The sequence below is a fragment of the Vibrio syngnathi genome (assembly GCF_002119525.1).
Classification (GTDB): Bacteria; Pseudomonadota; Gammaproteobacteria; order Enterobacterales; family Vibrionaceae; genus Vibrio; species Vibrio syngnathi.
In genome coordinates, this window is record NZ_CP017916.1 from 1,426,399 (window position 1) to 1,448,313 (window position 21,915).

General features: G+C 42.3%; 25 protein-coding genes and 1 tRNA gene. 16 read left to right on the top strand and 10 right to left on the bottom strand.

Features of this window, described 5'->3' with window-relative positions; translation table 11 throughout:
• Positions 1–108: 108 nt before the first annotated feature.
• From gntH to K08M4_RS06630, 4 genes are all read left to right on the top strand, one after another.
• Entirely contained in the window at positions 109–1,734 is a 1,626-nt protein-coding gene (gene gntH / locus K08M4_RS06615; protein WP_017068281.1) for a guanitoxin biosynthesis MBL fold metallo-hydrolase GntH, read from the top strand.
• A gap of 126 nt (positions 1,735–1,860) precedes the next feature.
• Positions 1,861–2,376, top strand: coding sequence for a hypothetical protein (locus tag K08M4_RS06620; protein ID WP_086049287.1), 516 nt, complete (start codon positions 1,861–1,863; stop codon positions 2,374–2,376).
• Positions 2,377–2,561: 185 nt separating this feature from the next.
• Entirely contained in the window at positions 2,562–3,071 is a 510-nt protein-coding gene (locus K08M4_RS06625) for a hypothetical protein (RefSeq protein ID WP_086049288.1), read from the top strand.
• A 115-nt stretch (positions 3,072–3,186) separates the two neighbouring features.
• Positions 3,187–3,675: a GNAT family N-acetyltransferase gene (locus K08M4_RS06630; protein ID WP_017068284.1), complete on the top strand. Its 489-nt coding sequence runs from the start codon at positions 3,187–3,189 to the stop codon at positions 3,673–3,675.
• A 207-nt stretch (positions 3,676–3,882) separates the two neighbouring features.
• Here K08M4_RS06630 and K08M4_RS06635 read toward each other — a convergent pair whose 3' ends face one another.
• Positions 3,883–4,458 (bottom strand): nucleoside triphosphate pyrophosphohydrolase family protein, encoded by a 576-nt coding sequence (locus tag K08M4_RS06635; protein WP_017059167.1) that lies wholly within the window; start codon positions 4,456–4,458, stop codon positions 3,883–3,885.
• Between the two features lie 188 nt (positions 4,459–4,646).
• Between K08M4_RS06635 and K08M4_RS06640 the strand changes: the two genes are divergently transcribed.
• The gene (locus tag K08M4_RS06640; protein WP_086049289.1) at positions 4,647–5,717 is read left to right on the top strand and encodes a sensor domain-containing diguanylate cyclase; all 1,071 of its coding nucleotides are present in this window, start codon (positions 4,647–4,649) and stop codon (positions 5,715–5,717) included.
• Positions 5,718–5,755: 38 nt separating this feature from the next.
• On the opposite strand, the gene K08M4_RS06645 is transcribed toward K08M4_RS06640, so the two are convergent.
• Positions 5,756–6,322 (bottom strand): DUF1415 domain-containing protein, encoded by a 567-nt coding sequence (locus tag K08M4_RS06645; protein WP_086049290.1) that lies wholly within the window; start codon positions 6,320–6,322, stop codon positions 5,756–5,758.
• 85 nt (positions 6,323–6,407) lie between these two features.
• Positions 6,408–7,607: an MFS transporter gene (locus K08M4_RS06650; protein ID WP_086049291.1), complete on the bottom strand. Its 1,200-nt coding sequence runs from the start codon at positions 7,605–7,607 to the stop codon at positions 6,408–6,410.
• 110 nt (positions 7,608–7,717) lie between these two features.
• Here K08M4_RS06650 and K08M4_RS06655 point away from each other — a divergent pair, with 110 nt between their 5' ends.
• Positions 7,718–8,590: a LysR family transcriptional regulator gene (locus K08M4_RS06655; RefSeq protein WP_086049292.1), complete on the top strand. Its 873-nt coding sequence runs from the start codon at positions 7,718–7,720 to the stop codon at positions 8,588–8,590.
• A gap of 88 nt (positions 8,591–8,678) precedes the next feature.
• On the opposite strand, the gene K08M4_RS06660 is transcribed toward K08M4_RS06655, so the two are convergent.
• Positions 8,679–8,915 (bottom strand): glutaredoxin family protein, encoded by a 237-nt coding sequence (locus K08M4_RS06660; protein WP_012604109.1) that lies wholly within the window; start codon positions 8,913–8,915, stop codon positions 8,679–8,681.
• Positions 8,916–9,068: 153 nt separating this feature from the next.
• Between K08M4_RS06660 and K08M4_RS06665 the strand changes: the two genes are divergently transcribed.
• A complete protein-coding gene (locus K08M4_RS06665; protein WP_004734935.1) occupies positions 9,069–9,566 on the top strand; it encodes a YgjP-like metallopeptidase domain-containing protein in 498 nt (165 codons plus the stop codon).
• 4 nt (positions 9,567–9,570) lie between these two features.
• Positions 9,571–10,950 (top strand): 23S rRNA (adenine(1618)-N(6))-methyltransferase RlmF, encoded by a 1,380-nt coding sequence (gene rlmF / locus K08M4_RS06670; protein WP_086049293.1) that lies wholly within the window; start codon positions 9,571–9,573, stop codon positions 10,948–10,950.
• An 89-nt stretch (positions 10,951–11,039) separates the two neighbouring features.
• Here the strand turns inward: rlmF and pilW are convergent, their stop codons facing one another.
• Positions 11,040–11,789: a type IV pilus biogenesis/stability protein PilW gene (pilW, locus tag K08M4_RS06675; protein ID WP_086049294.1), complete on the bottom strand. Its 750-nt coding sequence runs from the start codon at positions 11,787–11,789 to the stop codon at positions 11,040–11,042.
• Between the two features lie 169 nt (positions 11,790–11,958).
• Positions 11,959–12,900 (bottom strand): homoserine O-acetyltransferase MetA, encoded by a 942-nt coding sequence (gene metA / locus K08M4_RS06680; RefSeq protein ID WP_086049295.1) that lies wholly within the window; start codon positions 12,898–12,900, stop codon positions 11,959–11,961.
• A gap of 273 nt (positions 12,901–13,173) precedes the next feature.
• On the opposite strand from metA, the gene K08M4_RS06685 reads away from it, so the two are divergent.
• Together K08M4_RS06685 and K08M4_RS06690 are read left to right on the top strand one after the other, a co-directional pair.
• The gene (locus K08M4_RS06685) at positions 13,174–13,542 is read left to right on the top strand and encodes an ATP-binding protein (protein ID WP_086049296.1); all 369 of its coding nucleotides are present in this window, start codon (positions 13,174–13,176) and stop codon (positions 13,540–13,542) included.
• Between the two features lie 74 nt (positions 13,543–13,616).
• Positions 13,617–14,039 (top strand): DUF3859 domain-containing protein, encoded by a 423-nt coding sequence (locus tag K08M4_RS06690; protein WP_065100333.1) that lies wholly within the window; start codon positions 13,617–13,619, stop codon positions 14,037–14,039.
• 113 nt (positions 14,040–14,152) lie between these two features.
• On the opposite strand, the gene K08M4_RS06695 is transcribed toward K08M4_RS06690, so the two are convergent.
• Complete coding sequence (locus K08M4_RS06695; protein ID WP_086049297.1) at positions 14,153–15,259, bottom strand: M20/M25/M40 family metallo-hydrolase; 1,107 nt, start codon at positions 15,257–15,259, stop codon at positions 14,153–14,155.
• 183 nt (positions 15,260–15,442) lie between these two features.
• Here K08M4_RS06695 and K08M4_RS22400 point away from each other — a divergent pair, with 183 nt between their 5' ends.
• Entirely contained in the window at positions 15,443–15,583 is a 141-nt protein-coding gene (locus K08M4_RS22400; RefSeq protein ID WP_086049298.1) for a diguanylate cyclase domain-containing protein, read from the top strand.
• Between the two features lie 86 nt (positions 15,584–15,669).
• Here the strand turns inward: K08M4_RS22400 and K08M4_RS06705 are convergent, their stop codons facing one another.
• The gene (locus tag K08M4_RS06705) at positions 15,670–15,855 is read right to left on the bottom strand and encodes a hypothetical protein (RefSeq protein WP_086049299.1); all 186 of its coding nucleotides are present in this window, start codon (positions 15,853–15,855) and stop codon (positions 15,670–15,672) included.
• Positions 15,856–16,141: 286 nt separating this feature from the next.
• Here K08M4_RS06705 and K08M4_RS06710 point away from each other — a divergent pair, with 286 nt between their 5' ends.
• From K08M4_RS06710 to K08M4_RS06725, 4 genes are all read left to right on the top strand, one after another.
• Positions 16,142–16,810, top strand: coding sequence for a DUF2726 domain-containing protein (locus K08M4_RS06710; RefSeq protein ID WP_086049300.1), 669 nt, complete (start codon positions 16,142–16,144; stop codon positions 16,808–16,810).
• 265 nt (positions 16,811–17,075) lie between these two features.
• Positions 17,076–17,152: transfer RNA gene (locus K08M4_RS06715), tRNA-Val, on the top strand.
• A 186-nt stretch (positions 17,153–17,338) separates the two neighbouring features.
• On the top strand, positions 17,339–18,580 hold the full coding sequence (locus K08M4_RS06720) for an integrase domain-containing protein (protein ID WP_086049301.1): 1,242 nt from the start codon (positions 17,339–17,341) through the stop codon (positions 18,578–18,580).
• A 180-nt stretch (positions 18,581–18,760) separates the two neighbouring features.
• Positions 18,761–18,952, top strand: a complete 192-nt coding sequence (locus K08M4_RS06725) for a helix-turn-helix transcriptional regulator (protein ID WP_086049302.1) — start codon at positions 18,761–18,763, stop codon at positions 18,950–18,952.
• 155 nt (positions 18,953–19,107) lie between these two features.
• Here the strand turns inward: K08M4_RS06725 and K08M4_RS06730 are convergent, their stop codons facing one another.
• Positions 19,108–20,076, bottom strand: coding sequence for a hypothetical protein (locus tag K08M4_RS06730; protein ID WP_086049303.1), 969 nt, complete (start codon positions 20,074–20,076; stop codon positions 19,108–19,110).
• A 450-nt stretch (positions 20,077–20,526) separates the two neighbouring features.
• On the opposite strand from K08M4_RS06730, the gene K08M4_RS06735 reads away from it, so the two are divergent.
• On the top strand, positions 20,527–21,189 hold the full coding sequence (locus K08M4_RS06735; RefSeq protein WP_086049304.1) for an inovirus Gp2 family protein: 663 nt from the start codon (positions 20,527–20,529) through the stop codon (positions 21,187–21,189).
• 47 nt (positions 21,190–21,236) lie between these two features.
• On the opposite strand, the gene K08M4_RS06740 is transcribed toward K08M4_RS06735, so the two are convergent.
• Positions 21,237–21,737 (bottom strand): lecithin retinol acyltransferase family protein, encoded by a 501-nt coding sequence (locus K08M4_RS06740; RefSeq protein WP_086049305.1) that lies wholly within the window; start codon positions 21,735–21,737, stop codon positions 21,237–21,239.
• Between the last annotated feature and the right edge of the window lie 178 nt (positions 21,738–21,915).

Genomic DNA, 21,915 nt, shown 5'->3' on the forward strand with positions numbered 1-21,915 from the left:
AAAGTTTACACTATATATCAAGGTTCTGTTTATTAATAAACTTGTTTGCATCGGAGTGAGGAAGGAACTTCATTCATTTAATAAATACTCAGACCGATAGGTGAAACTATGAGAACTTTCGCAAAATTATCAATCATCTCTACAGCAATGATCATCACGACAACCGCTTTTGCTGCTGACCCAATGATGCAATACAACACCAAGCAGACTAACTCTGATATTCAAAAACTCGAGAAATTTGAATATCACGAGGGGGAAACCCTTGAAGAGTATCTGAGCACTCAACCTAAGGGGAACTTGTACTCTTCAGAAGAAGAAGTGCTTTCTGTGTTAATGGGCGGTGTAAACAATGGTGACTATCGCAAAGAAACCAATTCAGGTTGGAAAGAAGGCCTGATGTTTGAGGGCATTGCACCTTATGGGGATCACATGGTGTCGGGCGCGAACTGGTTCCCACGGACTGAAGAAGTTCAACCGGATGAAATGCGTGTCACGTTCATGGGGACATCACCAATGATTCGCCCGGGGCAAGCAAACACCTCGATATACGTAGAATTGGGTAACGGCTCTAACTTTGTCTTTGATTTAGGTGAAGGATCAATTGCGAACTATGTAGCGGCGGGTGTCGCGATGAATGAACTCGACCATATCTTCATTACTCACTTGCACGTAGACCATTACGGCTCGCTACCTTACCTGTATCAATTTGGCGGCTGGAATGGTCGCTGGGAAAAACCGCTTAACATTTATGGCCCGAGTGGTGCGACTCCAGAGTATGGCACTCGTCATATGATTGAAGGCATGCAGCAAATGTTGAACTGGCACACCGATGCATTTGATGTGTTCCCATCTGGCAACGACATTGTGGTTCACGAGTTTGATTTCCGCGATGACGGAGGCGTCATCTATGACCAAGATAATGTGGAAGTGATTCACTGGCGACGCAGTCATGCAAAAGATGGCGCGTCTGGTTACCGCTTGAATTGGACTCAAGATGACGGTCGAGTGCTTTCATTTGTTTGGACAGGAGACGGTCGCCCAACAGAGTTGGATTTGAAATACGCAAAAGGCGCAGACTTGTTCATTACTGAACTGCAGACCGAAACGTTTGGTGTGTCTTCGATTATTCAAGGTGTGCCTCCATTCTTAGCACGTTACACCGTTGATACTCACCACACGCCAGCGTACGCGGCGGGTTATGTGGCGAATGAAGTACAACCGCGCTTGTTTATGACAACGCACATGACATTCGACCCATATCTTAATGAGGAAACCGTTGCAGAGGTTCGCCACCATTGGCAAGGACCTTACCACTTCGGTGCGCCTGATGGCATTGTCGTTAACATGACCAAAGATAATGCGTGGGTTCGTGAAGGTATTTTACCTGATTTCCCGAATGCGAGAGCGCCACAATTTGATATGGCAGATGGGTCTGATTTTAGAATTCCATTACCGAAAAACAGCCGTGAAGACATACAAGAACAAGAGATTCGTGATTTAGAGTTGGATCCAAAGCTGTACTACCCAGAAGGCTACCACCCAGAGCTGTTAACAGAGTGGCCAGTCGACCGTGACATCGTGATCCCAGCTGAACAAGTACCAGAAGCAATGAAGCAAGGTATGAACACTAAGCAAGAATACATGGATAGAGTGCGTGCTCACCACAATCTTGAGCGCAAGTCGGTCAGTCGTCCAACTGAGCCTGGTGAAGGAGCAGGAACCGATAACAAATAGGGTATTTGTAGTGAGGGCTGATATTGCCCTCACATCCTAAAAAGTTAGGTAAATAAACCCATTCTCTTACTCAATCATAAAAACTATTGCTTACCACATCTTTGCTTAGAATATCTGGAGTTCATTATGAAAAAATCAATTTTAGCGGTCGTCATTCTATCTTTAGTGTCAGCGTCTGTTTTCGCCAACGGACAATCAAATGCTCACAACTATCAACCTGGTGCGACGAATAACTCAGAACGTTTAGCGGACATTGATCCTAACTACGAACTGACCTTACCTTCAGAAAAAGAAGGCTACACCATGTACGACAATCAATACATGTCAGATGGCGGCACCTACACAACGTATGTCAAACCGAACCCTTCCGATGCAATGCATGTTGCCGATGAAGGCTCACTAAAAATAACGCACGGTGAAGGTGGAGGCATTATGACGGAATACACAATAAAGGATGGTCAACACGCTTTTTCTGTTATGTGTGGATACACCTCGGGTCCTTCATTCTGGGCTGACGGAAAACCAGCGAAGGTATGCGAAGAGGCACAAGCATTAGCGGTTGCCTTGGAAGCAAAAGGGCAATGGGAGATGAAGCAGATGGCTTACACCATCGCTCCAGCAAGAATCGTGGTTGATAAGTGATTTTTGTCTACAGAACGTTCGTTATATCGAGCCACGTTATCCAATCATATTGATTATTTGTAGTGAGACAGAGGGGTACTCAGGCTGAAATGGTCTTGAAGTTCCCCTTAACTTAGCTCACCTCACAAGATGCTAAGTCAGCCAACTAATCAAATTTGTATTCGAAAATACAGAAGGTCTATCCCATGAAAAATACCATTAAGCTACTGGCTATCGCATGTGTTTTACTTACTCCAATGCTTGTCGTCGCTGCCGAACATAATCATAGTCACAATCATTTTAACCCTGCATTAGAGCAACTTGGCGACGACATTATTGGTCTAACCGTGTGTTACAAAAATGGTCATCTATCAGATGAGAATCAAGAACCTGCTTTCATGAATCTTATCAACCACGCCAATGTAGAAGGTGAGGAGTTGGGGATGTACTACATGGATAAGTTGGGCCCTAAAGCTGAGCAAATCATGAGTGATGACGAGGCTCGTCGCTTATGGACTCAAGATTATTGTGCTAATTTGACTGACACTTATTTGGATTCAGATAAGCTAGTTCAAAGATCAAATGAACATCAAAGTCATTCACGCGGCCACGATCATGGACATCACCATAATCACGATCACCATGGACATGGCGACTTGACACCAGAAGTACTTGAGCAAGATATCGAACGAGGTCGTTTACTCAGTATCAACTAAGCCCAATAAAATAAGTCCATCTAACCTATTGTTAAATATTTACTATTTGATAGTGTGTCTAGGTGTACATTAAGGATGTGTTTCATATTTAGCGATGAAAATAGTAGGAGTTGCGATGAGTATTATAGTGAGACGGTCTGAACCGTCAGATGCAAAGGGAATCAAAGAAGTTTACGAATGCACTAATGCTTATACCGGTACGCTGCAACTCCCTAATCCATCTCTGGAAAGCTGGCAGAAGCGAATCTCTAATATGCCTGACAACGTGTACTCTTATGTCGCGATGATCGATGATGAGATTGTTGGCAACTTGGGAATGGAAGTGTGTGTGAACCCAAGAAGACGACATGTCGCTTCATTCGGTATGGGTGTTAAAGACGATGTGTTAGGCAAAGGCGTTGGTAGTCAACTGCTCGCGACAGCGATCGACTTGTGCGATAACTGGATTAACATCAAGCGAATGGAGTTAACGGTATACACCGATAATGAAAGAGCGATCAGCCTGTATAAGAAATTTGGCTTCGTGATTGAAGGAGAGTCTGCAGGGTTCGCTTTCAGAAATGGCGAATATGTAGCGGCTTATCATATGGCTCGACTGGTATAGCATTTAGCTGCAATTAACACTCGGCTACAATTAACACACAGCTGCATTTAACACAAAGCTACAACTGACACTCGGGTACAATAAGAACACAGCTACGATTAACACAGTTAGAATTAACTGACAGAGAATAAAACGCCACGTTATTTAAACGTGGCGTTTGCTATTTTAGTGAGCTGCTCGTTTTAACAGCTTCATACTCAGTGCAACTTAAGCCGTTAGTGGCTCAAGGTTCGCAGGGCGGTAGTGTACTGATTTTAGTACCTTACCTTGGCGAACTGTCTTACCTTCAGATACGAAATCTTCCGCACACTTAGCGATGATGTATTCGCCTTTTTGAACCGCCATCAGTTTGATGTTCTGCTCAGCATAGAAAGCTTCTGTTTCAGCATATTCAGTTTCGTTGCGACATACTTTGCTCATGTTGCTTGAGTGTACTTCGTCCCAGCAAGGTAAGAAGTCAATTGAGCGGTTTTTAGAAACATTCAACAGTAGGTCGATCAGGTAGCTGATTGCTAGGTTGTCTTCAACCTTAGCTTGGCCAAGATGAACCAGACGTCCCATCAAAACATACACGCTGTCTACAATAGCGTCCGCTTGTTCGATTTTAGAGTCAGCTTCTGCAAGTTCTGTTAGTTCTTCGATCGCTAGAGAGGTATGTAGCGTATCGCCTTTTTCGTCCATTGTTTCAGGAGCAGCAACAGGCAGATCAAAAGTACTGCGGAACTCTTCAATGTCGCGGTAAAGGTGATCGTAGATTTCTTGGCTTAGTTGAGAAAGGTTCATTTTCCTATCCATTTTGTTTCGTTAATGGGGCATTTTATCAAAGCTGGGTATAGGGTGCTAACGCAAAGTCGACTTTTATTCATTGGTCTAATGAGGTATCTTGCATAAAAACTAATTGATTATTATATAACTTACAGTAAGCCATCACGTAATATTGCCAATCAGCTCTCCGTCGTAGGATCACAGTTATGCACCAAGCTAATGAAAGTGAAGTTGTTATACGTCGTTTGTATCAAATCACCAATGATTACCGAAAAGGGTTCGATATTCAGATCGCTCAGCTGCTTATCATGGGGCTTGAACGTTTTAATTTAGACATTGGTATTTTGTCGAAAATTGATGGTAATACTTACTTAGTTGAACACTCTGTCAAACCGGAAGGGGTTGAGCTCAATAGTGGCGATATCTTTGATACTGGGTCGACTTATTGTGCGATAACTTGTAAATCTGTAGCACCTATTTGCATTGAATATTGTGGTAAACACGACAAGTATGCGACACATCCTGCCTATCAATCTTTTGGGTTAGAGTCTTATATTGGTATCCCAATTTTTGTTAATGATGAGCTTTATGGCACCTTAAACTTTTCAAGCCCAGCTCCCTATCATCGCGAGTTTAAAGAGTTCGATATCGACGTTATGCGGTTAATGGCGTCATGGATCGAAGTGGAACTCGTGAGAAGACAGCAAGAACGTAAATTGACAGAGTTAAATGAAAAACTTGAATATCAAGCTTTGTACGATCCTCTGACCCACTTGCCGAATCGACGTTGCTTGTTCAAAACGTTGAATGCAGAAGTGGAGCAGTTAAAAGGCTCTCTAGGTAAAGGGACACTAGCCGTCGTAGACATCGATTTCTTTAAGGTCGTTAATGACACTTACGGTCACCAAATGGGTGACGTTGTTTTAAAGAAAGTGTCAAACGTTCTGCGCAATAATATTCAAGATGGAGAGTTTGTAGCTCGCTTTGGTGGTGAAGAGTTCATTCTTTGGTATCCAAATAGTACACCAAGTGGTGTTGAAGATAAGTTCATGACTCTTTTACAAGAAATGAAGAAAATCACACTAGATAGTAAGCCTATCACCATATCAATTGGTGCGTGTCATTTTGAGTTGAGCGCTGGAGATAGCAAAGGGGAGAGAATGTCGGCATTAGACTCGCTAATCAAAGTTGCCGATGAATGCCTGTACATGGCTAAACAAAATGGACGAGATCAGTTTATATCTCGCCCATATCATCAAGAACACTCAGACTCGTAAGTTGAAGCTGTCAGCTCTTAAAGCTCAAAGGTTAGTTCTTAACTGAATAGATAAGGGAACAACTTACGACGCTCTTCGGGTGTTAAAGATTCAACTCTCGCGATGTTGGTATCAGGAATCGCTTCAGGATTAGGGTAGTGCTTTAACACCTTTTCCATACTCGCTTCACGAATCAAATGGTAAACCGGGTACGGAGAGCGGTTTGTTAGGTTTTCATCGTCTTCTGGATCCGCACCACCAAAGCAATAGTCTGGGTGGAAAGTTGCCACTTGGTAAACGCCTTCCCAACCTTCTTGCTTGATCAAGGCTTCAATCCAATCAATGAACATGTTGTAGTCGAAGAAATCTTGCAGCATGTTAGGTACAACCACCAACGTCGTCTCTAATTCCGCGACTGGCGTGTTATCTAACTCTACAAAATGCGTCATGATGTCTCCCAATAACGCTTCTTCCGTATTCGCTTCACTCACAAAGATCTTAATCTGTTTATTACGTTGTGGCTTGGCTGCGAATGGACACAGGTTTAGGCCAATAACGACATCGTCTAACCACTGTTTTACTTGGTCATGGATGGTTTGAAGATCTGAGCCTTGAGTGTTCGACATAACAGGTTCCGAAATGAAATTTTGCGTAGGATATCAGAACGGACGTTAATCAAAAGCAATAATTGAGTTACAAAATCCATCCCACTTATGCTTGTGCAAGTTTAGAGGCTGAGACTTGAAGCTGTTTCAACTGATAGACCCAAGCAAATATCGCAACATAGAAGATAGAACCACCGGCGATAACACCATTCCAACCGAACAACTGCCAGCAATATAAGAGTAAGAAACCACCTAAGCTCCCGCCTATGTAATAGTGGACTAAGTAAAGTGCGGTTGCCGTTGCTTTCGCGCTTGGTGCTTTTTGACTTACCCAAGAATAGGCTAAGGTATGGGCGAAGAATGCGCCGCCACTGATCAATAACAACCCAGCTAGCATGAACGGGACTTTGTCGACGGCAGAAACCAACATACCAATTAAGCTGATACAAACGCCCATCAATATACCGTTTAACGGATCAAAGCGAAGTGTCCATTTGTTGGAGAGCTTAGAGGTTACCGTACCGGCCAAGTAACATAGGAATATCAGCGAAGCTAAACCAACGGGTACCGAGTGAGGCGCAGATACTAGCCTGAAGCCCATTACTGAATACAAGTTAACGAACAGGGCAAAGTTAGCGCCACCAATCAACATCGCGAGCCACAAGGTACGGTTTCTTAAATGCATCACTACCGAGCGGTTATGATGAAAGAACAGCCCTTTCTGTGGTTTGAAGTTTTGCTGGTCAGGCAGACTATACGCAATATAGAGTGCGCCAAGCAAAGAGCCGACAACGAAAAACAGAACTGTTGCATGCCAGTCGAAATAGTCCGTAATCAAGCCACCCAATACACGACCGAAGATGCCACCTAATGAGTTAGCCGCAATATAACCGCCGATCGCGACTGCGAATGCTTTGGGAGATAACTCTTCGACCATATAGGCAACCGCCACGCCTGCAAAAGCAGCAACGGCGATCCCCATGAATGCTCTGACAATAACAAGTTGTAGTAGAGTGGTCGTGAACACCATGCTCAATCCAATCAAAGGAATAGCGAACAGACTGAACAGAATGATGGGCTTTCGGCCAAAGGTTTCAGATGCGATTGCCCAAGGCACCAAACTGATGGAAAGCCCAAGTGTTGTCGCGGCAAACAGCCAGTTGATTTGAGTTTCAGATACTTGGAAGTGCTCGGCCATGTGCGGCAAGATAGGCTGAAAGAGATAAAGGTTACAGAAAATGATGAACGAACCAATCGCCAATGATTGGGTGATTCGTTTGTATTGAGGGCTGCCTTTATCAAACATTTACGTTGTGCCTGCACGAGTTAATAAGCTATTTGTGAACAAGTTATCAGCACAAGGGTGATTAAAGAAATATATTAAAAATATCGCCTCTATATATTTAGTATATCGCCATGCTTGAATCAAAACCACTTCGACATTTTCTGGCTGTCGCGCAGTTTGGTAACTTCACTCAGGCCGCTAAAGCGCTGCATATCGCGCAGCCTGCATTGAGTATCTCCATTAAAAAACTAGAACAAATGCTTGAGTTGATTCTATTTCGTCGCGGAGATAAATCCGTCACCTTAACGGAAGAGGGAAAGGTATTGTTTGAGCATGCCAAGCGAATCGCCCAACAGTTCGATGATGCTCAACTCGCGATGAATGAGTTAAAGGGTTTAGAAAAAGGTGAGGTGCGATTAGGTGCTCCAAGCATGATGGGCAGCTACTTTTTCCCGCAAGTTGTTATGGCATTTAAAAGCCAATACCCAAACCTTAAGTTGACCTTGATTGATGCGGGTACTGAATCGATTAGGGAGATGCTATTAAACGGCGAACTCGATATTGGCGTAATCAACCATGAAAATGTCCCGGATGCTTTCGAAACCGACCACTTGTTGAGTTCTGATATGGTCGCCGTTGTCGGTAAGGAGCATCCGTTAGCACAGCAGCCTTCGATGACCTTTGAAGAATTCTTTGCTCAAGAGCTGGTCATGTTTAAATCGGGTTATTTCCACCGCGACTTCATCGATGCGACCTGCAAAAAATACAACCTCGATATGACCATAGCCTTTGAAACCAATTTATTGCCAATGATTCTTTCTATCGTAAAACGAGAGTTTGCCATTACTGCGCTACTGAGTTTGGTCACAGAATATGAAGAAGACGTCGTGGGGGTGCCATTTAAAGATCCTGTAAAACTGAATCTATCTTTGGCTTGGAGAAAGGAAGGGTACTTGTCGAAGGCAGACCGAACCTTTATTGATTTCGTTAAGCGCTACGTGTGATTTAGAATGGTATAGAACAACAAAGCCCGAATATCCTAGATTGGACATTCGGGCTTTATTATATAGAAGTATTATTGGCTTAGAGCACTTAGGTACTCTTTGAGTTATACATCTTATCGAAGTTCTTCTGATTCCAGCCGACCATCACCTGGTCGCCGATTTTAAGTACGGGGATAGAGCGAGCCCCCATCGCTTGTAACTCTTTACGGCCACGCTGCATCTTTGCATTCGTTAGGCGGTAAACAATTTTCTTTGAATCCAAATAGCGCTGTGCATCTTTACAGTGCGGGCATTTGTCTGCGACGTACAATACAACACGTTTCATTTTTACAATCTCTTTTTGAGTCTAGCTCTTGGTGAATCTCGCTAAAGTGTAACGAATCTTAGGTGATTAGAAAAGTGTGATCAGTTACACTATGCGGCTCAATTTTCAAGACCACAACGTAATGTCGTGGTGTAACTTGTACGGTCTTTCAGCATGCATCCTTCTTTACGCTATATCCAAGGCTACCCGAAGCACATACTCGACCCGGTAACTCAACTTGTTGAATCGGGGAAATTGGTGCCGTGGTTTGAAGCTCGCTACCCAAAGAATCATGAAATAAAAAGCGAGAAAGCCCTGTTTGACTATGCGATTGAGATTAAAAATCGCTATATGAAAAAAACACCACCGATCAGTAAAGTGATTTATGACGGCAAGATACACCTAATTAATAATGCATTAGGTCTGCACTCTTACGTGGCGAAGAATCACGGTGGAAAAATCAAATCGAAGAATGAGATTCGTATCGCCAGTGTTTTTAAAAATGCACCAGAACCTTTGCTGAGAATGCTGGTGGTACACGAACTGGCGCACATCAAAGAGAAAGAGCACGACAAAGCCTTTTACCAACTATGCTGTCACATGGAACCGGAATATCATCAACTTGAGTTGGATGCCCGTTTATTCATGATGTATTTAGATTTAAAGAAGTAGCCCAATGAGCCAATCACAAAATAGAACGACGCTAAGCCTGTCGAAAAACAGTACCTCCGCGGCAAAAACAAAAGATAACCAAGCTAACGAAGGTAACCGTACTCAAGGTAATAGTACGCAAGGTAACCGCAAGCAAGGTGATGTTAAGCCAAGCAGCGACAAGCGTATTTCTTCAAAGAACACATCAGATAAAAACCGAAAGAGTACGGCTTCAAAAGGCGCTGGTAAAAACAAAGCAAAGCGACCTTTTGTAAAAGATAGCAAAGGCAAGCCGGGCGCGAATAAAGGGCCATCGAATAAGGCATCTTTCAATAAAACTGCATTTAACAAGAATGCAGCACAGAAAAGACGTTCGACTGAGAAGCCTCAAGGTGGATTACACCCAAGAAACCAACACACAGGTCGCTACGACTTTGAGTTATTGGTTGCAGCCTTGCCTGAGCTAAAAGAACATCTGATCAAGAACCCGGCGGGCGAAGACACCGTTAATTTCTCTGATCCACTGGCCGTTAAGTTACTTAACAAAGCTTTACTGGCGCATCACTATGGCGTTAAGCATTGGGATATTCCTGCTGGTTACTTGTGTCCGCCAATTCCTGGCCGTGCAGACTACATTCACAGAGTGGCAGACATCCTTAATAGCGATGGCCAAGGTGAACCTTATAACCACGCGTCTGTGAAAGCATTAGATATCGGTGTGGGTGCAAACTGTATCTACCCAATTATTGGTGCGACAGAATATAAGTGGCGCTGCACGGGAACTGATGTCGATTCAGTATCTATCAAAACAGCAAACTTCATTGCTGAAAGTAACGCTAATCTAAAAGGTAAGATCCGAGCTCGTCTACAAGCGGATTCTGAATCTATCTTTAAGGGCGTGATTAAGGATAATGAACGTTACGATGTCACTATTTGTAACCCTCCATTCCATAGTTCTCTAGAAGAGGCGGAAAAGGGATCACAACGCAAACTAGATAATCTAGCGGCAAACCGAGCTAAGAAAGCGGGCAAGTCATTCAAGCCAGAGATGAATAAGAAGCCAGTTAAGTTAGATAAATCAACTACGCAAAATAAACCAATTAAGCAAGAGAAACCGACCTTAAACTTTGGTGGCCAAAAATCTGAACTTTGGTGTCCGGGTGGCGAAGCTGCTTTCATTATGAAAATGGCGAGAGAGAGCCAGCTTTTTGCTACTCAAGTATTGTGGTTTACGACATTGATTTCTAAGAAAGACAACGTTGATATGATTCGTTCAGAATTGGGTAAGCTACGAGCTAAACAAGTAAAAGTGGTTGAGATGTCGCAAGGCCAGAAGGTGAGTCGCTTTATCGCATGGACCTTTATGGACGACGATCAAAGACAAGAGTGGATTGCGCTAAAATAGCGGCTGCACTGAGTTAAGACATTAAGTTGAAATTACGTACGGGCTTGTTGTTAACGCAACAAGCCCGTTTTTTGTGTTTTTCATATGCGCTAAGCAGAAAGCAACTCATCTAACTTACTCTGATATTTCTTTTCTAGTGCACTATTTCCTGCTTTTCTTTCGAGTTCAATTAAAATTTGAAGTGATGGAATTTGGTAGCCATAACGCTGGTGGAATTTGAATAAGCGAAGCCTAGCGTCGTTGTAATCGGCGTTACTCACTTCAATTTTTGATAGCTGTAGTATTGATTTTGCGCGATTCGGGTCGTGGTCAATAGCACGTGTGAAGTAGTATTTTGCTTGGTCAGTATTACCAGCTTTAAACGCGCAAAAAGCCGCATTCTCATAACTGGCAGATACTAGATAATAATAGGGTTGGTCAATTGCGCGGTTGAAGTATATATCAGCTTGCTCGTATTCGCCTTGTTTACACAAGAACGTACCGTAGTTATTCAATACATTGCCGTTTCTTGAATCGAGACTGAGTGCTTTGCGGTAAGTGGTTCTTGCTTCATCTACTTCGCCAACTTGTTCGTAGTAATGTGCCATCGAAAGTTGGGCGCGGTAATAACTAGGAGCGTGTTTGATAGCGAGCTCTAGATTTTCACGTGCTTTGACCATATTACCTTGTCCCATGTAGCCCAACCCCAATTCTATACGTGATTGAGACATCGCAATTGGGTCACTTTCCATTTTTGGTGGCCCTTCGGTTACAGAAACACAACCTACCAGAGAAACAGAGGCGAGTAGCGTGAGATGAGATATCAGGGTGGATTTTGGTGATAGCGACTTGTTAGGCATGTGCAGCTCCTTTTGAACACAAACCTATGATATGAAATTGAACACACTTAAGTGTTAGATCGATTATGGAATGCGACCCAAACACCATAAAAAAACCGTGTCCAATTTGGCGTTTTATCAACGACCTATGGAACACGGCTTTATGTATTTGTGAATCGGAAGAAAGAACTTAATCGTCTTTGGTAAAGTTGTCTTCGCTGAAATGATCCAGATCGTAAGGCGTTTGTTGGTAAACGCAGTAGTTTAACCAGTTAGAGAACAACAAGTGTCCATGACTACGCCAGCTTGCAACAGGCTTGTTGTCTGGATTGTTGTTCGGGTAGTAGTTGATTGGTATCACTGGCTCCATGCCTTCACCTAAATCACGAATGTATTCGTTGTGAAGTGTATGCGAGTCGTATTCCGGGTGACCGGTTACAAACACGTTTCGCTTATCTTTAGTCGCTGCTAGGTATACGCCCGCCACATCAGAAGTCGCAAGAACATCAAGGTCAGTATGCTCGGCTAAGTATTCCTGAGAGAAATCAGCATAGCGAGAGTGCGGTGCCAAGAAGGTATCGTCGAAGCCACGTAAAATTGGGTGGTACGGGTTATGGATCTCGTGGTTGTAAACTCCAGAAAGCTTATCTTTACGAGTACGCTTTGGTAAATCATACAAGAGCTTTAAGCCAGCTTGAGCTGCCCAACACACATACAAGGTTGAGGTCACATGCTTGTTTGCCCATTCCATGATGGTTTTTAGATGATCCCAGTAGATAACGTCTTCAAATTGAACCAAGCCAAGTGGCGCGCCAGTGATGATCAATCCATCAAAGTTTCTCCCTTTGACCATTTCAAATTGGCGATAGAAGTTATCAAGGTGTTCTGTTGGTGTATTTTTGCTTGGACGGTCATCAATACGCAGCAGCTCTACATCGACTTGCAATGGGCTATTCGATAGTAGGCGTAAGAATTGAGTTTCAGTTTCAATCTTCTTCGGCATCAGGTTGAGGATCAAGACTCGAAGTGGACGAATTTCCTGTGTCGATGCTCTTGATAACGGCATAATAAAGATGTTTTCTTCACGAAGAACATCAGATGCTGGCAATTGGTCTGGAATGCGAATAGGCAAAGCTTTCTCCCTAAGCTAGATATGTAGACGTCTATACATCTAAATCTATAGTAGTTTGATACGCTTGTCGATATCCAAAATGGATAGATGTAAATTATTTGTGTTTTCTATCAGAAGCCACCTTCCGACGTCGAGGGAGTCTTATAATGTTCAACGACTACCCGAGTAATGCATAAGTGCTTGGTTCTGTTATGTAGAACTAGGCAGTTATCAGAGCAAGCAGTTCGCATTTACGATAAACTCATGTTTTCGAATTAGCCTGTAAAGTGACAGATGAAGTTAATACTCATTCGAGGGCTACCTGGCTCGGGTAAATCAACAAAAGCAAAGACCTACGATGCATTACATGTCGAAGCGGATATGTATTACGTGAAGGAACAAGGTGAGTACTGTTTTGATCCTAGGCAATTGCAGCAAGCGCATGAGTGGTGTCAGAACACGACGGAAAATGGCCTAAAGCAAGGGCTAGATGTTGTTGTTTCGAATACCTTTATTAAGCATTGGGAAATGAAGGCTTACCGCCAACTTGCGCGTAAATACAAAGCAGAATTGATTATCGAAGTGTGCCGAGAGCAATATGGCAGTATTCACGACATCGAACCGTCTGTGATTAAGCGTATGGCGAAAGACTGGCAAGAATAGCCTCGTGTTTATCCAGGTTGTCTGAATGGCAAATAGAATTAAATTAATAGAACAACTCCAAGGTAACGATTGAAATGGCAAAGCGCTCTGTTGTGGTCGATATGACTTCTTATGGTATTTATTCCACATGGGATTCTAAATCTAAAGACCTTCCAAAAATCCAAGAGTTCACCACTATTGTTGATGCTGAAATCGACGTGGAATTTGGCTATATCCTGAATATCAAAAAAGCCAAAGGTGAAAAGATCCGCTACTGCATCTATCACCCGAACATCACCACCGACACTGGCGAAGTGCTCGAACCGTTCGATGGTGAAGAGCATGTCGGTAACAACGACTGGGATTTCTACTTAGGTGACACCATCTGGGCGCCAGTCTCAAATAAGCTTGGTAAATGGCGCATGACGGTCGAGCTAAAAGGCAACATCATTGCCGATAAGACATTCGACCTTGTTGCAAAAGACGAAGGCCAATTTTGGAAGCGTAGGGGTTTTTAGGTTAAAACTTCTGTCTAAATTAAGACAACAAAAAAGCCGAGTCACACGTTACACGTGAACTCGGCTTTTTTCATTGTGCTAGATAGAAGTGACTACCTAACTAATGGATTAGATTATTGCGTCACGTAAGCCACAACAAACTCAGTGATTGCGACCATGTCTTTCACTGCAATGTACTCTTCAGTGGTGTGAACTTTCGCCATACCTGTAGAAAGGTTAACCGTTGTTAGACCTTTTGCGTTGAAGTTGTTCGCATCACTACCGCCACCAGTGCGTTTGGTGTTCGCCGTTACGCCAAGCTTCTCGAATGCGGATTTAATAGAAAGAATGTGCGGGTGATCGTCTGCGATAACGAATGCATCGTAAGCACGAGTAGATTCGATTTCTACTTCAGCGCCGAACTGTTTTGCACTCTCTTGGAATGTAGAGATCATGTGCTCAACTTGAGCTGTTAGCTTTTCGCCGTTTAGAGAGCGAGCTTCAGCCACGACTTTAAGCTCTGGCATTACGATGTTAGTCGCTAGACCGCCTTCAACAATACCGACGTTTGCCGTAGTTTCTTCATCGATACGAAGTAGATTCATCTTAGTGATTGCGTCTGCAGCCACTTGAATTGCGCTGATGCCTTCTTCTGGTGCTAAACCTGCGTGAGCAGGGCGACCTTTGATGTTGGCAACAATCTTCTGCTGACCCGGTGCCGCATTGACGATGGTGCCAATTGGACCGCCTGTATCTAGAACGATAGCGTGCTCAGATTGAATGTAAGACATATCAAAGTTCAAAGAACCGAACAGACCGCCTTCTTCGAATACAGTAAATGCAATCTCAATAGTTTTGTGTTCTTTGCCTTCCGCTTTAATTACGCGAACTGCTTCCATGATAGCTGCGATACCAGACTTGTCGTCGCCACCTAGAATAGTGTTGCCTTTTGAACGTATGATACCGTCTTCGATGATTGGCTCAATGCCGATACCTGGCGTTACTGTGTCCATGTGGCAGCTGAACACTGTGCTACCTGGAAGAGTGCCATCTAGACGAGCGTAGATGTTGAAACCGTTAGACACTTCTTCAGGAACCGTCAGTTTGTGAACTTCAAAACCCAGTTCACCGAGTTGCTCAGCCAAAGCTTCAGCAATCGCTTTTTCGTTACGAGATTCACTATCAATTTTCACTAGATCGCAGAAATGTTCTACAAGACGTTGTTCATTAATTTGGGTCATTGTTAATTCTCATTTTGCTCCGCTGTTTCTAAAGAAGTGACGGAGGCTGGAACAGGAAAATCACTATAACGCCTTTTTACAGAATCATTGTCTGAGTTAAATCAAGAAAATTATCTGATTACTCTAATTCATGAGAAAAATACTACTCGGATCGACTCGTATTTAGAATTTTAATCTACATATGTGTCGGTTGTCTTGAAGGTTGCTAAGCGTATAGGGAGAGTGCTATCAATAAACGATGTGTTGGCTCGATGGGGTGGGGAAGAGTTCGTTTTACTGCTTACTGGTACCCAATATCCAGACGAACAATTGAAATCAGCTTAGTACGCAATACAGCTTAAATGAACCTAAGCGAATAGGAGTGTTATCAACTCCTATTCGCTTAGTTTTTATGTTATTTGTTAAGAGTCTTACTTAGCGATACCTTCTAACATTTCAACCAGTTCGCCTTCTGTGGCTGGTTCGCGAGCGAGCTCAATGACTGCTGAAGCGCCACCTTTTAACATATAAGCTTGAGTTCCACAGTGGTCATAATGGAACCACTTACCATCGACACACACATCGGTATAACATCTTGGGTCTTGTTTGAGTTCCATAGTAATTTCCCTATTAACATTTGCCTAACGTTTTTAATGCTAGTTGGTCACAACTTGGTGCGATTTGATCTGAATCAATTTAATATGTAATTGATGATTTGATTATTAAATAGGAGATGTGCGTCTTGAACTGTCGAAGCCGATAAAGAGACCGCCTCTGACGATTAAAGCGTTCAAAGGTCATGATTCCAATTCGCAGCTCTGCTTCTTTTGCTTGCCACGTGACGCTTTTCTACATACGCTAACCACTCTCTTAATCCCTATACAAATGTGATTGTGTTGGAAAATGACTAATATCTTTATCGTTGTAATTGTTCTAGTTGTGTTCTTTTACTTTATTCAAAACTATCTAGTAAAAAATGATGACACCAAAGATCATGCTTATCAGAAGAAAGGCTCGTTAATGTCGGCGCAACAAGCGACATTCTATAACGCGCTTAAATCTGCTGTGGGTAACCATGGGGAAGTATTTGCTAAAGTGAGCATGTCTAACGTTGTTATCCCTGCTAAGGCAAATAATAAAAAGAATTGGTTTATCGCGAACAACAAAATATCACGTAGTTATTTTGACTTTGTAGTGTGCGACCCTCGAACGTTAGAGCCACGCGTAATCATCGAATTGGACAATGGGAAAGAGCTTAATAAAGGAAAGGTTGATCGCGAGAAGCTATTGATGCACGTTTGTAAATCGGCAGGCCTTCCACTTATTGGCGCTTCAATTAAGCACAGTTATCAAGTGAGCCGTTTGAAGAGGTTACTGGCAGCACACATTGATTTGATCGAGCCATCTAAAGAAGTTCGATTCTGTAAGAAATGTAGCAGCCCTATGATCATCAAACTGGCAAGCCATGGCGACTATAAAGGCCGACGCTTCTTCACATGTAGCCGTCAACCTAACTGTACTTATACCGAGAACTACAATGTCGTGTTCGACATGGACGATGATTCTAACTAATATCGCGCGCCAAAGTGCTCAGTAAAGGGATAAAAGACACGAAGCATGCTGATGTCTGTAATCATCGAAGTTGAACTTAAATGTGACCTACTTCAAGCCATTGATCTACTTTGTGTTTAAATTTTATTCTGATTGATGTTTTTAAAAGCAAACGAACAGTTTTGTGCAAATTTATCCTTGCACGCATCCAAATCACTCGCTATTATCCATCTCGTTCTGAAGCATTAGCCGCTTAATGAAATGGTTAGTTAAGTTTCACAGCATTGCCCGCTTAGCTCAGTTGGTTAGAGTACTTGCATGACATGCAAGGTGTCACTGGTTCGAGTCCAGTAGCGGGCACCAAATTCAAAAAGAAAGCCCACCTAGTGTGGGCTTTTTTGTGCCTGTAATTCCTTGTTTTATCAGAATCTTAGCTATTTCTTGGTCCCAAGAGATCCCATGATGTGTTGTAAAATCCACCGTTTAAAGTAATCTCTGAAGTAGTCTTTTAAGATCTAAGCAATTTCGAGGTTACTTCAGGGGGTTACGATGGCGAAAAAGGTACAGCCTTTAACGGCTACTCAAATCAAACAAGCAAAGCCTAAAGAGAAAGAATATAATTTGGGTGACGGTGATGGATTATCATTGAAGATTAAGCCTATAGGAACAAAACTATGGCGTTTTTCTTATTATCACCCTATCTCACGAAAGCGCTTGAACCTAGCCTTAGGTAAGTACCCTGATATCTCCCTAGCCAAAGCAAGAACTAAAGCGATTGAGGCAAGAGAGCTTCTTGCAGACGGTATTGATCCTAAAGAGCATCGTGATAATACGCTTAGAACAAAGCAGCTCGAGCTATCAAACACATTGCAAGCAGTATTTGATGACTGGATTGAAGTTAAGAAAACAAGCGTCAAAGAGCAAACGGCTAAGAAATTAAAGCAACGTATTGAGAAGTACCTCTTACCTGACCTAGGTAAGTTTCCTCTTGGTGATATAACAGCCCCTCAAGCGATCAAAACAATTAAACCCATTGCGAACCAAGGTAAATTAGAAACAGTAGGGCGCTTGTGTCGCAACCTCAATGAGATAATGACCTTTGCAGTAAATACTGGTGTGATTGAGCACAACAAGCTCGCAGGCATTGGTAAAGCCTTTGAAACAGCTAAGGTGACCAATCAAGCTTCGTTAACTCCTGATGAACTTCCTGAACTCCTCAAAACAATCAACTACGCGTCAATTAAACCTATCACTCGCTGCTTGCTAGAATGGCAACTTCACACCATGACAAGACCTGCTGAAACGGCCGGGGCACGTTGGGATGAAATTGATAGAGAAAATATGCTTTGGATCATTCCTGCTGAACGAATGAAAAAGGGAAGAGTACACACTGTTCCTTTAACAAAACAAACTTTAGACCTATTAGAAACGATTGATTTCATTACAGGGGATAGTGAATTCCTTTTCCCGGCAGACAAAAGTAACAACAATCACATCAACAAAGAGACTGCAAATAAAGCATTAGTAAGAATGGGCATGAAGGGCAGGCAAACTTCTCACGGTTTACGCGCATTAGCCAGTACCACTCTAAATGAACAGAATTTTGATCCAGACATTATTGAAGCTGCACTTTCTCATGTAGATAGAGATAAGGTAAGAAGCGCATACAACCGTACTGATTACCTTGAACGTCGTAAAGTTCTCATGGCGTGGTGGAGTGATCACATTGAAGAAGCTGCAAAGGGAAGCTTGTCGATGAGTGGTAAGAAGAGCCTTAAGGTTGTGGGTTAACAGGTGTATGTAATTTGAACTCAGTAAATTTATGTTACGGCGTCACAAGTTGCCTTTACTGAATTTAGAGGCTGGGTATAGGTATAGGTATAGGGTAAGGCTTTTCTATGGTGCATATAACCTAAATAATTTCAGACATATGTCATTTAAGTGAAATCCATTCACTTGTAAGGTATCAATATGTCAAACGTAACCGCTCGTTTAATTCGTCTCAATGAAGTACTAGTTATGACTGGCTTATCAAGGTCGGGAATGTATCGCTCTATAGAAAAACAGCAGTTTCCATCACAGGTGCCTATTGGTGACAGAGCTGTCGCTTGGGGAGAAAGTGAGGTTCAAGACTGGATTCTTGATAGGATAGTTAGTCGTTGATTCGTGATGTGATGGAGAGTGAATAACTCTCCATTTTGGACCTGAATGTTGGCTGTGTATTTAAAGTTATTATTAATCAATGGTTTATTTTGTTTAATGGGTTGTGGTGTTGAGCAATAACCACCACTTTAACCACCATATGGTAGCTTTGTGTCTCATAGCTTTTCAAACTCATTTCTAATGAGTATTTCTATGGTTTCGTTGATCTTCAGCCCTTTATGTTCAGCTAAGCTATCAAGTTTTTGCTTAGTTTTCTCTGTCATGCTAATGCTGTAGGCTTTCTTTCCCTCTTTCTTGTCTTTGTCTCGGAATTTTTTTTGACTCCAGGCCCGTTTCATCCCCCCAATGATTAGCGCCTTTCGATCTGGTCTATCGTGTAACATATCAAATAAGGCGATGGCGGTATTTTTAAGGTCATGATCATTGGTTGGAATCCAAACTTCTTGAACTAGTTGGTGATCAAACTTTTCGATGTATGACCATGCCCAAACGAACTGTTCGGCGTTGTTTTTACTAAACCAGTTAACAATGCGTCTATCATCAAGAATAATCTTCCATTCAGTTAATAGTGCTTCAATTATTCTCTTTTGCTCAAGAAGACTTAACTCAGAATGATGAAAACTCTCAACGATATCCTTTCGTCTATCATGAAGGTTATTGCTCGTGTTTCTGAAGGATTGTGCACATAACTGTCCGTAACGAGGCTTTGTTTCTAGGTCTAAATCAATGATATCTAGGTTTAAGCCAAACCCTACACCTGTGTCGGAGCCTGCTTTAGGTCTATTACGTCTTCTACGTTTACCACTTTTAGACTTTAAGTAGCACCAAACCCAGTTACAAAGACGCTCATCTGACTTATCTAGCCACAAAAAACCTTCGCTATTTAGCTGATCCTTTTGGAACTCAGCCTGCATTTGTTTTATCTGGCTATAACTGATGTTCCCTATTGTCTTCTGATATGAAATTTCCTGGTTCAGAGACTTTAAGCATTCTTGTACGGTTTCGAAGCTCTCTACCGTTTTAAAATTTGAACCTTTAATCGCATTACTCAAGTAGTTGATATAGAAATTGCATTCACGGGTTGAGTGAGCCGTTAACGGTTCTATAGGTGCATAAAAAGCCATAGTTGATATGTGACGTTATTTATATTAATGGTCCTCAATGTATAGCATTTTTATTATTACTGTGTAGTGTTTTTCGTAATTTATTGGTTGTTTATGGTGATTTATTAGTGTTTTAATAGTGAGATTTTAGTTGTTTTTAAGTGAATTAATTGTATATATTTTCATTGATTTTCAAATTTGAATCCTTGTAGTAACTGGAATTGAACAGGAAAAATGTACATAAAAATGGATAACTTGAGAGTGAATTTCATACTTTGTGCGACAGATGGGGTGTTGTCAGAACTGGTTTGTGACCTAGTAACAAGCCAATTTTAAGTGACGGTATGGTTAGTATATGTAGGTAAAGGAACCACCTCGGAGGGTTATACCTACCTTAAGTAGGTTAGGTTATAAGGTAAAAAAATATGTGAGAAGAGAATCCTGTAGATGAACAACACAGGAATCAATCTCATGAAGAAATCTACCTACCAAGGACTACCAACATTAGGCTCATCCTATGAGCTTAATAACGATTACTTAGAAGTTATCCGTGTGCCAATGGACAATGCTATGGATGAGTACCCGAGGGTTTTTGCTGTTAGGTTTGACCTTCGTCAACCCAAAGGTGATTTGATTGACTGTCTTAGCCGTGATGAAATCTTGGGTAATGATGCTTTAGGCATTCAACGTACAGATTTAGCTACTCGATTTGTTCAGTCGTTCAAGGCCAAAATTAAGGCGCATGAACGAAGGTGTCACCGAAAAGGGGTAAGAGTTTATCCTTGTACCGTTAGGTTCGTGTGGGTTAGAGAGCGTGATAAATCGGAACATGACCACTATCACTTTGTCTTATTCTTGAATGAAGATCGTTTTGGGAGGCTGGGCAATACTACAAGACTAGGCTCTCTAGCATGGACTATCACTAGTGCTTGGGCCAGTGCACTGAATTGTGATGTTGGCACTATCCGCCGTCTTGTACACTTCCCTGACAATGCTTGTTATCTCCTAGATCGAAAGAGCAATGATATTATTAAAGAATTTAAAGACTTATTTCATAGGCTCAGCTATTTTGCCAAGTATGCCACGAAGCATTATGATGAAGGTCATCGCTGTATAGGCCGAAGTAACCGTTAGATGTAACTAAGGTCTTTAGAATGCGAAAAAGGGGGGAGTGAATCCCCTTAACCTTTGTGACGATGTTTTAAGTCCCATACACGCCACTGACTGGCTTGAATGTGCACACGAGCGTCACGCTTAAGCTGAGTCAATGTGAAGGTGCTTGAGAACATGTCATCGTCTAGACAGTGGCTACAGAACTGATGGCAGTTTTCATTTAGCAGGGAATAGCCTGTTTGTACGCCTAACATGCTTTCTGCTATTTGAGCACAAGACTCACTCCCAACGGCACTACCTTGTACATTGCAACTGATATAAATGGAAATGGCTGTAGTGTCTGCTAGAAACTGACGAATCGATACGGCTTCGATAAGACCTTTCCTATTGCGATGGATGATATGCCCATCTCCCACGTAGACACCTGAATGTTCAGCAGAACCAAATGCGAGATCGCAATACACAATGCTGCCTCTTTCTGGAGCCTGAGTTGTATGAAAGAGATTGTCTGCAAGACTTCTCCCTAATTGAGTTAGCCCTAGGGCTCCTAGTATTTTTAGTGGATTCATTATGAGCCTGCAATAAAAAAGCCCTGAGTTCTGATCTCAGGGCTTATGGTATGAACGTGGTTTTTTATTGAATGTTGGTGTTGAAGAGTTCTTCTGTTAATTCTTAATCCAATATCGAATGACTTACTTAATATTGCGGTTTCAATAACCTCTGAGCTCAATGTTTATAAGGGATCGT